Below are 11,523 nucleotides of genomic sequence, written 5' to 3' on the forward strand. Positions count from 1 at the left end.
CCACCACTCCCGCCCCCACCCCCGAACCCGCAGCCGCCGACGTCGAAGAACCCCCACAGGGGCCACCCGCACCCGAAGACGAAAGCAGCACGGGCGGTGCGGGTGGGAAAACAAAGGAGGCCGAAGCCGAAGGCGAGGCCAAAACCCCCGCCACCCCACCCGCACGCATCCGATCCCGCGCCCCCCACCTCCTCCCCGCCCACAAGGCCGCCGCCGCCACCCTCCGCAAAAAAGACCTCACCGGCACCCGCGCCAAGGTCTACCTCGTCCTCGACCGCTCCGCGAGCATGCGCCCGTACTACAAGGACGGCTCCGCCCAGGCCCTCGCCGACCAGGCGCTCGCCCTCGCCGCGCACGTCGAGGCCGACCCCGCCGTCCCCGTCGTCTTCTTCTCCACGGAGATCGACGGAACGACCACCCTCACCCTCACCGACCACGAGAACAAGATCGACACCACCCACGCGGAGCTGGGCCGCATGGGCCGCACCAGCTACCACGCCGCCGTCGCCGAGGTCCTCTCCCTCCACGACAAGTCCGCGGACCCCACCGCCCCCGCCCTGGTGATCTTCCAGACGGACGGCGCCCCCGACGCCAAGACCCCCGCCACCCAGGCCCTCGCCGAGGCGGCGAAGACGCACCCCTCCCTCTTCTTCTCCTTCGTCGCCTTCGGCGACCCGGAGAACAAGGCGTTCGACTACCTCCGCAAGCTCAGGACCGGCAACACGTCGTACTTCCTCGCCGGCGCGACCCCGCGCGAGCTGACCGACAAGGAGCTGTACGAGGGCGTCCTCGCATCCTGGCGCCCGGAAACGCGGGTGAGTGGATCTCCCCAGGCCAAGTAGGATTTCGACCATGGCGGCCACTGGAACCGAGAAGCAGGGGGCGAAGGCGTTCTACGTCTCGACCCCCATCTACTACGTCAACGACGCTCCTCACCTGGGCCACGCCTATACGACCGTCGCAGGCGACGTGCTCACCCGCTGGCACCGCCAGCGCGGTGAGAAGGTGTGGTACCTCACCGGCACGGACGAGCACGGTCAGAAGATCATGCGCACGGCGGAGGCGAACGGCGTCAGCCCGCAGCAGTGGGCGGACAAGCTCGTCACCGAGTCCTGGGAACCCCTGTGGGAACACCTCGACATCGCCAACGACGACTTCATCCGCACCACGCAGCAGCGGCACACCGACCGCGTCCAGGAGTTCGTGCAGGACCTGTACGACAAGGACGAGATCTACAAGGGCGGCTACGAGGGCCCGTACTGCGTGGGCTGCGAGGAGTACAAGCTCCCCGGCGAGCTGCTCGACGGCGAGGGCGAGTACGCGGGCCAGAAGCTGTGCCCGATCCACAAGAAGCCGGTGGAGATCCTCAGCGAGGAGAACTACTTCTTCAAGCTGAGCGCGTACGGCGAGAAGCTCCTCGCCCACTACGAGGCCAACCCGGACTTCATCCAGCCCGAGTCCGCGCGCAACGAGGTCGTCAACTTCGTCCGCCAGGGCCTCCAGGACCTCTCCATCTCGCGCTCGACCTTCGACTGGGGCATCCCGATCCCCTGGGACGAGAAGCACGTCATCTACGTGTGGATCGACGCACTGCTGAACTACGCCACGGCGGTCGGCTACAACCAGAACCAGCAGAAGTTCGAGGAGACCTTCCCCGCCGACGTGCACCTGGTCGGCAAGGACATCCTCCGCTTCCACGCGGTGATCTGGCCGGCCATGCTGATGGCCCAGGGCCTGCCCCTGCCCGGCAAGGTCGCCGCCAACGGCTGGCTGATGGTCGGCGGCGAGAAGATGTCGAAGTCGAACCTGACCGGCATCAAGCCGCAGGACCTGACCTCGCACTTCGGCGTGGACGCCTACCGCTGGTACTTCCTGCGCGCCATCGCCTTCGGCCAGGACGGCTCGTTCTCGTGGGAGGACTTCTCCGCCCGCTACACCAGCGAGCTGGCCAACGACTACGGCAACCTCGCTTCCCGCGTCGCCGCCATGGTCGGCAGGTACTTCGGCGGCTCCCTGCCCGAGGCCACGGCCGACGGCGCGGCCGAGGAGGCGATCCACGCGGGTCTCGCCAAGGCCGTCACCGAGGCCGACCGCAAGATCGGCGACGAGCTGGACTTCCAGGGCGGCATCCTGGCCGTCTTCGACTTCGTGAAGCAGGTCAACGGCTACATCACGGAGCAGGAGCCGTGGAAGGTGGCCAAGGACACCTCGGACGAGGGCAAGGCCCGCCTGGCCACCATCCTCTACACGGCCGCCGAGGCGCTCCGCGCCGTCGCCGTCCTGCTCAACCCGGTCATGCCGGAGACCTCCCAGAAGCTCTGGGACTCCCTCGGCGCGGAGGGCTCCCTGGGCGCCCTCGCCGAGCAGCGGATCCAGGACGCCGCGGACTGGGGCCGGCTGCCGGCCGGCTCGACGGTGACCAAGGGCGCGGTCCTCTTCCCGCGTCTCGAGGAGAAGCCGACCGCGTAACACACGTGCCACAAGCGCGGGGCCGGGGAGAGCGGAACCTTCTCCCCGGCCCCGCGCTCTGCCACGATCACCCCAGGCGGGCCGTCCGGCCGTCGCCGCAGCTCATCCGGGGGGACAGATCCCATGGCCCTGTTCGGCAACGCCCACAGCATCAACCCGACACAGGCGGCCCAGGAGTACGCGCGCCTGCTCGGCCACGGCGAGCAGGTGCACGCCGCGTACCTGCTGATCCGCGACACCATCCTCTTCACCGACCGCCGCCTGATCCTGATCGACAAGCAGGGCATCACCGGCAAGAAGACGGAGTACCACTCCGTCCCGTACCGCAGCATCACCCACTTCTCCGTCGAGACGGCCGGCCACTTCGACCTCGACGCCGAACTGAAGATCTGGCTCTCCGGCACCCCCGCGCCCCTCCAGAAGACCTTCACCAAGGGCGTCGACATCTACGAGGTCCAGGCGATCCTGACCCAGTTCGTGGCCCGCTAGGACCTGGTGACGGTTTCCGCGCCACCACCGCTTCACGCCTCATTCACCCGACGTATAAGGTTTGCTCACCCGTGCGGTCATATCGAACGCACATCCCCCGCACGGGTGTGCGTCGCGGTCGCGCCGACCGGTACGCAGCCGAGTCCGCCCGCGTACCGAGGGACTGTCGTGAAGCGCATCCTCATCCGCTCCGGAAAGAGCCCGTTCCGCGTGGCCACCCCGACGGAGTTCATCCAGCAGGATCTGATCGGCACCAACACCGGCAACCTGCTGTTCAGCGACTCCGCCCACAAGATGCTCTCGGCACCGGACACCGAGGTGACCTCCAACGGCATCCGTACCGACCCCTCGGCCCGCCGCGCCGCGGAGATCAACGAGCAGTACGACGTGTTCGTCGTCCCGCTCGCCAACGCCTTCCGCCCGAGCTTCCACGCCTCGCTGGACCGGCTCTCCACCCTGATCGAGCAGCTCACCATCCCGGTGGTGGTCTTCGGCGTCGGCGCCCAGGCCCCCGACGACTACGACACCGGCGGGCTCGGCCCGATGGCGGCCTCCGTCAAGCGCTTCGCCTCCGCGGTCCTGGAGCGGTCCGCCTCCATCGGCGTCCGCGGCGAACTGACCGCCGGCTATCTCAACAGCCTGGGCTTCAAGGACGTCGACATCATCGGCTGCCCGTCGATGTTCCTGTACGGTGCCACGTTCCCGGAGATCCGGACCGCCGAGCTGACCGCCGCCTCCCGCGTCGCCGTCAACCTCTCGCCGGACGCGATACCCGTCGGCGACATCGCCGGCATCGCCCGGCACGCCTGGGAGCACTACCCGCACCTCACGTACTACGCGCAGAACACCGACGACGCCGAACTGCTGCTCTGGGGCGACACCACCCCCGAGTCCGGCGTCACCGACCCCTTCCCGCGCCACCTCACCCACCCCCTGCTGCGCGAGAACAAGGTGCGCATGCCCCTGGACCCGGCGACCTGGATCAAGGAACTGCGGGACTACGACTTCGCCTACGGCACCCGCATCCACGGCAACGTCGCCGCCCTGCTCGCCGGCACCCCCAGCGTCGTCCTCACCCACGACTCGCGCACCCTGGAGCTGTGCCGGTACTTCGACATCCCGCACCGGTCGCTGGCGGAGCTGCCCGCCGACACCGACCCGCGCGACCTGTACGAGAACGCCGACTTCTCCGCGATGCTCAAGAACCACGGCGAACGCTTCGAGCGGATCGTCGCCTTCCTGGACCGCAACGACCTGAAGAACACCTACACGCACGGCGACGGCGGCGCCGCCTTCGAGACGCGGATGGCCGCTCTCGACCTGCCCGCGTCGATGCCGGTCTGGGACGGTACGGACGACGGGCAGCTGCGCTACCGCTTCAGCCGCCTGCGCGAGCAGCTCACCACGGTCTCCGAGAAGACCCGTGAGCAGGCGCGGAAGCAGGCCAAGCAGGCCAAGGAGCTGCGCGCCGAGCTGGCCGCCGCCGAGCAGCGCGCCGAGGAGACGGCGAAGCGGCTGGACGCCGTCCAGGCGGAGCTGCAGGCCGCCCGCAAGACCCTGGCCGCCGTGGAACGCAAGGTCAACGGCATCGACAAGCGGCTCCTGGTCCGCCTGGGCCCGGCCCTGCGCCGCCGCACCCGCAAGCTCTCCGGCGGCGGCGACAAGGGCTGACCCGACCGCCGCACACGCGAAGGCGCCCGGGACGGATGACGTTCCGTCCCGGGCGCCTTCGCGCGCGTACCGCCGTCCTACTTCGGCTGCGGCTTGCGCACCGACAGGTGCAGCTCCCTGAGCCGGGACTCGTCCAGCTCCGTCGGGGCGCCCATCATCAGGTCCTGGGCGTTGCCGTTGAGCGGGAAGGCGATGGTCTCGCGGATGTTGGGCTCGTCGGCCAGCAGCATGACGATGCGGTCGACGCCGGGGGCGATGCCGCCGTGCGGCGGGGCGCCGAAGCGGAACGCGCGCAGCATGCCGGCGAACTCGCGCTCGACGGTCTCCGCGTCGTAACCGGCGATCTCGAACGCCTTCAGCATGATGTCCGGCTCGTGGTTCCGGATCGCGCCGGAGGACAGCTCCACACCGTTGCAGACGATGTCGTACTGCCAGGCGAGGATGGACAGCGGGTCCTGGGACTGGAGGGCTTCCATGCCGCCCTGCGGCATCGAGAACGGGTTGTGGGAGAAGTCGATCTTCCCCGTCTCCTCGTCCTTCTCGTACATCGGGAAGTCCACGATCCAGCAGAACCGGAAGACGTTCTCCTCGAACTGCCCGGCGCGCTTGGCGGCCTCGACCCGCACCGCGCCCATGATCTTGGAGACCTCGTCGAACTCGCCCGCGCCGAAGAACACCGCGTGCCCGGCGGCCAGCGACAGCCGCTTGGTCAGCTCCGCGACGTTCTCCTCCGTCAGGAACTTCGCGATCGGGCCGGTCAGCGAGCCGTCCTCGCCGACCCGGACCCAGGCCAGGCCCTTGGCGCCCTGGGAGACTGCGTAGTCACCGAGCTGGTCGAAGAACTTGCGCGGCTGGGCCGCGACGTCCGGCACCGGCAGCGCGCGCACGTGCTTGCCGGCGAAGGCCTTGAACTCCGAGCCCTCGAAGATGTCGGTGATGTCCACCAGCTCCAGCTTGGCGCGCAGGTCCGGCTTGTCGGAGCCGTACTTGAGCATCGCCTCGCGGAACGGGATGCGCGGGAAGGGAGAGGTCACTTCCCGGCCGTTGCCGAACTCCGTGAACAGCTCCGTCATCAGCTGCTCGATCGGCTGGAAGACGTCCTCCTGCTCGACGAAGCTCATCTCGACGTCGAGCTGGTAGAACTCGCCCGGCGAGCGGTCGGCTCGGGCGTCCTCGTCGCGGAAGCAGGGCGCGATCTGGAAGTAGCGGTCGAAGCCCGAGATCATCAGCAGCTGCTTGAACTGCTGCGGCGCCTGGGGCAGCGCGTAGAAGCGGCCCGCGTGCAGCCGGGAGGGGACGACGAAGTCGCGGGCGCCCTCGGGGGAGGTGGCGGTCAGGATCGGCGTCGCCATCTCGTTGAAGCCGAGGGCGACCATCTTGCTGCGGATCGAGGAGATCACCGACGTACGCAGCATGATGTTGCGGTGCATGCGCTCGCGGCGCAGGTCCAGGAAGCGGTACTCCAGGCGCCGCTCCTCGTTCACCCCGTCCTCGGTGTTGATGGTGAACGGCAGCGGCTGGGCGGCGCCGAGCAGCTCGACCTCGCCGACCTCGACCTCGACCTCACCGGTGGGCAGGTCCGGGTTGACGTTCTCGGCACCGCGCGAGACGACCTTGCCGTCCACCCGGACGGTGGACTCCTTGGTCAGCTTGTCCAGCGCCTCGTACGCGTCCGTGCCCGGACGGGCGACGAGCTGGGTGATGCCGTAGTGATCACGCAGATCGATGAAGAGGATGCCGCCCAGGTCGCGCCGATTGTGCAGCCAGCCGCTCAGCCGGACGTCGCTGCCGACGTCAGAGGCGCGGAGCTCGCCGCAGGTGTGGGACCTGTACCGATGCATCGTCGTTCATCCAGTCTTCGCGGATCGGGGTGGGCGTTTCACGTGAAACAACCCCAGCGTACCGGGCGGCCGGTCCCCGCTTCCTCCCCATTGGCTCCGCCGCGGCCGTCACCCCGCCACGACCACCGGCACCATCGACGATCGGCACCGCGGGACCACCGGCATCACCACGACCGGTGGCAACCTGCGATCACCTCTCCATAGAGTGGAGCAATGCGCACTGGTGAGCCCCTGCCCGCTGTGGGGGACGTCCTGGCCGCCCTCGCGACCGGCCTGTGGCACTGGGACACGGCCACCGGGCTCGTCACGGTCGACGCCGAGGCGGCACGGCTGCTCGGGCTGCCCGCCCGCCGGGTGAGTCTCCAGCAGACCGAGGTCCGCTCCCGGCTGCACCCGGTCGACTGGAACGAGATCATCGGCGTCGTCCGGCTCGCCGCCACCGAGGGCACGGTCGCCGAGGTCCGCGTCCGGATCGTGGACGGACAGGGGCGGGTCGTCCGGGTGGCCCGCAGCCGCTCCAAGCCCTCCTTCGACCCCGGGAGCAAGACCTACCGGGTGGTCGGCACCCTCCAGGAGGTCACCGAACCGTCGCCGGGCACCGCCGCCGGGAGCGGCGCGGTCACCGGTGACTGGCGCCGCTCCCGCGAGGCGTTCCTGCTGGACGCGGGCCGGGCACTGGCCGAGGCGCGGTCGACGGAGGAGGTGCTGCGGGTCGCGGCGGGGCTGTCGATGCCGGGATTCTCGCCGGACGGGCTGGCCGTCTTCGGCGTCGAGGGCGACGAGCTGGCCATCATCGGCCACCGCACCCAGCCGGAGCGCCAGGACAGCCCGTTCGCCCGGATGGCGCTGGAGACCGACTACCCGGCCGCCGAGGTGGTCCGCACCGGCCGCGCCGTCTACCTCTCCTCCCCCGAGGAGTACGCCGCCCGCTACCCGCTCACCTGGCCGCTGGCCAAGTCCTTCCAGCGGCACTCCTGGGCGTTCCTGCCGCTGACCGTGGCGGGCCGCACGATGGGCGCCTGGATGGCCGCCTTCTCCTACCCGGTCACCTTCACCCCGGACGAGCGGTCGGTGCTGACCACCGTGGCCCGGATGATGGCGCAGGCCCTGTCCCGGGCGAGCGCCGACGAGACCCAGCGGGAGCTGACCGACGGGCTCCAGCGCTCCATGCTCCCCGCGGTGGGCCCGGAGATCCCGGGCGTGCGGATCACCGCCCGCTACGTCCCCACCGGCGGCGGACTCCAGGTGGGCGGCGACTGGTACGACGTGATCCCGCTGCCCCACGACCGCCTCGCCCTGGTCATCGGCGACGTACAGGGCCATGACGTACGGGCCGCGGGGCTGATGGGCCAGCTGCGCATCGCCCTGCGCGCCTACGCCTCCGAGGGCCACCGCCCCGACGCGGTGCTCTCCCGCGCGTCCCGCTTCTTCCACGGGCTCACCCAGGCCGCCGACGACCCCGGCGACACCCGCTTCGCCACCTGCCTCTACGTCGAGGTCGACCCCGCCACCGGGACCCTGGAGACCGCCCGCGCCGGCCACCTCGACCCGGGGATGCGGATGGCGGACGGGACGGTGCTGGTCCGGTCCACGGCCGGCGGGCTGCCGCTGGGCGTCGACCCGGACAGCGACTACCCCACCACGCGGCTCGCCCTGGAGCCCGGCGAGACGCTGATGCTGATCACCGACGGCGTGCTGGAGACCGGCGGCCACGACCTGGACTCCGGCTGGCTGCGGCTGCGCGCCGTCCTGGAGGAGCACCGCACCAGCGGCCTGGAGGAACTGGCCGACGCGATGGTCCAGGCCGTCCACGGGCCGTCCTCCCACCACACCACCGGCCCGCTCGCCGACCGCCGGGAGGACGACATCGCCTTCCTGATGCTCTGCCGGACGGGGAAGGACGACAACTGCGGCGACGCGGCCCACCCCCGTCCGCCGGGCCGCCGCACGATGCTCACGGTCGCGCAGGCCGAGCCGGAGCGGATCGGCACCGCGCGGCGGCATCTGCGCGACCTGCTGTACGACTGGCCCAGCGAGGACCAGAAGGACTCCGCGGTGCTGCTGCTCTCCGAGACGCTGACCAACGTCCTGGTGCACACCGACACCGACGCGCTGATGGTCGCCGAGGTCACCGGCGATCCCGGCGGGCGCCGCATCCGGGTCGAGGTCACCGACGCCGGCCAGGACCTGCCGCACAAGCGCACTCCGGGCGAGATGGCGTCCTCCGGGCGGGGCCTGATGCTGATCGAGATGCTCGCCGACGAGTGGGGCGTCACCCCGCGCGGCGAGGGCAAGAGCATCTGGTTCGACCTCTACGAGTCCGCCGTGCCGGTGGCGGGGCCGGTCTCCGCGTAGCGGTTCTGCACCTCGTGCACGATGCCGACCCCGGCGGCGGTCAGCGGCACCGCCAGCAGCATCCCCAGGATGCCCGCGACCGAGGCCCCCGCGGTCAGCGCCAGCAGCACCACGGCCGGATGCATCCGCACGGTACGGCTCTGCACCATCGGCTGGAGCACGTGCCCCTCCAGCAGCTGCACGGCGACCACCACGCCGAGCGCCCACAGCGCGATGACGAACCCCCGGTCGGCGAGCGCGACGAGCACCGCCACCGCGCCGGAGATGAACGCGCCGAGGTAGGGAATGTACGCGCCGACGAAGACCAGCGCCCCGAGCCCCAGGGCCCCCGGGACGCGCAGCACCAGCAACCCCACCGTGATGCAGGCCGCGTCGATCAGGGCGATGATCGTGGTCCCCCGCATGAACCCCTCGACGGCCCCGAAGGCCCGCCGGGCCATCGCCTCCACCATGTCCCCGCCGCTGTGCGGCACCAGCGCCCGTACGGTGCCGGCCGCCCGGTCGGAGTCGCGCAGGAAGAAGAAGACCAGCAGCAGCGCCAATACGGCCATGGCGGCGGTCTCCCCGACCACGCTGACCCCGCTGATCACCCCCGAGGCGGCCGTCCCGCCGAACTTGCCCAGCAGCTCCCGGGCGTTGGAGGCCAGGTCGTCCACCGAGGTGCCGACCGCGCCGAAGTGCTCGGCGAGATCCCGCGCGGAGGCCTTCAGGGACGCCACGATCTGATCGCCGGTGTCGATGAGCGCGGCGACCACGATGTACACGGCCCCGCCGACCACCGCGACCACGGCGACACAGGTGAGCCCCGCGGCCAGCGACCGCTGCACGTGGGCCGCCACCAGCCGCCGGTACAGCGGGCGCAGCAGCGCGGTCCCGAGCAGCGCGAGCAGCGCGGGGATCACGGCGGTCCGCAGCTCCACGCAGAGCCTGATGCCGAGGTAGCCGACCCCGGCGGCGAGCAGGAGAACGGCACACCAGGCGGCGAACCGACGGACCGGGACGGGAAGCAGCTGCACTCCCCCAGCCGACCACGCGCGAGGTGGGCCGTCCCGTCAGGACGGCCCACCCGGGTGACGTACCGTCAGCCGACCACGCGTCAGGCGTCCGGCCCCGTCTCCGACATCCCGTGCACCGCCGGAACGCTGCCCAGCCGCCCCTTCTGGAAGTCCTCGAAGGCCTGCTGCAGCTCGTCGCGGGTGTTCATCACGAACGGGCCGTAGTGGACCATGGGCTCCCGGATGGGCCGCCCGCCGAGCAGGACGACCTCCAGGTCGGGGGTGTTCCCGTCCTGCTTCTCGTCAGCCCGCACGGTGAGCGAGGAACCGGCGCCGAAGACGGCGGCCTGCCCGGTGTGCACCGGCCGGCGCTCGGCGCCCACGGAGCCGCGCCCGGCGAGGACGTACGCGAGGCCGTTGAAGTCCTCGCGCCAGGGCAGGGTCAGTTCGGCGCCCGGCGCGAGCGTCGCGTGGATCATGGTGATCGGCGTGAAGGTGGAGCCGGGCCCCTGGTGGCCGTCCAGCTCGCCGGCGATGACCCGGACCAGCGCACCGCCGTCCGGGGAGGCCAGCAGGGCCACGCTGCCGCCGCGGATGTCCTGGTACTTCGGGGCCATCATCTTGTCCTTGGCCGGCAGGTTCACCCACAGCTGGAGCCCGTGGAAGAGGCCGCCGGACATGACGAGGGACTCCGGCGGCGCCTCGATGTGCAGCAGGCCGCTGCCCGCCGTCATCCACTGGGTGTCGCCGTTGGTGATGGTGCCGCCACCGCCGTGGCTGTCCTGGTGGTCGAAGATGCCGTCGATGATGTAGGTGACGGTCTCGAAGCCGCGGTGCGGGTGCCAGGGGGTGCCCTTGGGCTCTCCGGGCGCGTACTCCACCTCGCCCATCTGGTCCATCATGATGAACGGGTCGAGGTGGCGGTAGTTGATCCCGGCGAACGCGCGGCGCACCGGGAAGCCCTCGCCCTCGAAACCGCTGGGCGCGGTCGTGACGGTGAGCACGGGGCGCGCCACCGCGTCCGCGGGCGCGGTCACGCGGGGAAGCATGAGCGGGTTCTCGACGGTCACGGCAGGCATGTCGACCTCCTTGGGCGGCGTGCGTTCCACTTTAGTTGAGCGTTGAACTTCTTGCTACCCCAGAACGGCGAGAGCCCGGAGGGCATTCCCTCCGGGCTCCACCGGTATACGCGGCCGGTCTCAGCCGTACATCCGCCGCATCGCGAAATCGACCATCTGTTCGACGGCCTTGGCGTCGAAGACCATCCGGTGCTCCCCCTCCATGTCGAGGACGAACCCGTACCCGGTCGGCAGCAGGTCGAGCACCTCGGCACCGGTGATCACGAAGTACTTGGACTCCTTGCCCGCGTACCGGCGCAGCTCCTTGAGCGTGGTGAACATGGGGATCACCGGCTGCTGGGTGTTGTGCAGGGCGAGGAAGCCGGGGTTGTCGCCGCGCGGGCAGTAGACCTTCGAGGTCGCGAAGACCTGCTGGAAGTCCTCGGCGGCCAGCTGTCCGGTGGTGAAGGCCCGCACCGCGTCCGCGAGCGAGGGCGGGGACGGCTCGGGGTACAGCGGCGGCTGCTGCCCGTATCCGCCGGACATCGGCTGCTGCGGCGGGGCGTACTGCTGCTGCGGGCCCGCGGTCTGGTCGTAGCCGTACATGACCCAAAGCCTAGCGAGTGAAGGGTCACAGATGGAGCG

The 11,523-nt window shown here is 70.6% G+C and carries 9 protein-coding genes; 5 read left to right on the forward strand and 4 right to left on the reverse strand.

Annotation, left to right across the window (positions count from 1 at the left end; translation table 11 throughout):
* The 4 genes from J7I94_RS16135 to J7I94_RS16150 all read left to right on the forward strand — a co-directional run.
* Positions 1 to 842 (forward strand): VWA domain-containing protein (locus J7I94_RS16135; protein WP_215167797.1); only part of this gene is annotated, 842 nt, incomplete at its 5' end.
* A gap of 10 nt (positions 843 to 852) precedes the next feature.
* Positions 853 to 2,469: a methionine--tRNA ligase gene (gene metG / locus J7I94_RS16140; RefSeq protein WP_215167798.1), complete on the forward strand. Its 1,617-nt coding sequence runs from the start codon at positions 853 to 855 to the stop codon at positions 2,467 to 2,469.
* A gap of 123 nt (positions 2,470 to 2,592) precedes the next feature.
* Positions 2,593 to 2,958 (forward strand): PH domain-containing protein, encoded by a 366-nt coding sequence (locus J7I94_RS16145; RefSeq protein ID WP_215167799.1) that lies wholly within the window; start codon positions 2,593 to 2,595, stop codon positions 2,956 to 2,958.
* 168 nt (positions 2,959 to 3,126) lie between these two features.
* Positions 3,127 to 4,629, forward strand: a complete 1,503-nt coding sequence (locus tag J7I94_RS16150) for a polysaccharide pyruvyl transferase family protein (protein ID WP_215167800.1) — start codon at positions 3,127 to 3,129, stop codon at positions 4,627 to 4,629.
* Positions 4,630 to 4,706: 77 nt separating this feature from the next.
* On the opposite strand, the gene aspS is transcribed toward J7I94_RS16150, so the two are convergent.
* Positions 4,707 to 6,470, reverse strand: a complete 1,764-nt coding sequence (gene aspS, locus J7I94_RS16155; protein ID WP_215167801.1) for an aspartate--tRNA ligase — start codon at positions 6,468 to 6,470, stop codon at positions 4,707 to 4,709.
* A 213-nt stretch (positions 6,471 to 6,683) separates the two neighbouring features.
* Between aspS and J7I94_RS16160 the strand changes: the two genes are divergently transcribed.
* Entirely contained in the window at positions 6,684 to 8,825 is a 2,142-nt protein-coding gene (locus J7I94_RS16160; RefSeq protein ID WP_215167802.1) for a SpoIIE family protein phosphatase, read from the forward strand.
* On the opposite strand, the gene J7I94_RS16165 is transcribed toward J7I94_RS16160, so the two are convergent.
* The 3 genes from J7I94_RS16165 to J7I94_RS16175 form a co-directional block, all read right to left on the reverse strand.
* Positions 8,783 to 9,841: an AI-2E family transporter gene (locus J7I94_RS16165; RefSeq protein WP_215167803.1), complete on the reverse strand. Its 1,059-nt coding sequence runs from the start codon at positions 9,839 to 9,841 to the stop codon at positions 8,783 to 8,785. The genes J7I94_RS16160 and J7I94_RS16165 overlap by 43 nt on opposite strands.
* Positions 9,842 to 9,921: 80 nt before the next feature.
* The gene (locus J7I94_RS16170; protein WP_215167804.1) at positions 9,922 to 10,899 is read right to left on the reverse strand and encodes a pirin family protein; all 978 of its coding nucleotides are present in this window, start codon (positions 10,897 to 10,899) and stop codon (positions 9,922 to 9,924) included.
* 120 nt (positions 10,900 to 11,019) lie between these two features.
* A complete protein-coding gene (locus J7I94_RS16175; RefSeq protein WP_215167805.1) occupies positions 11,020 to 11,484 on the reverse strand; it encodes an SseB family protein in 465 nt (154 codons plus the stop codon).
* Between the last annotated feature and the right edge of the window lie 39 nt (positions 11,485 to 11,523).

The sequence above is a fragment of the Streptomyces sp. ISL-12 genome (assembly GCF_018614415.1).
GTDB lineage: Bacteria > Actinomycetota > Actinomycetes > Streptomycetales > Streptomycetaceae > Streptomyces.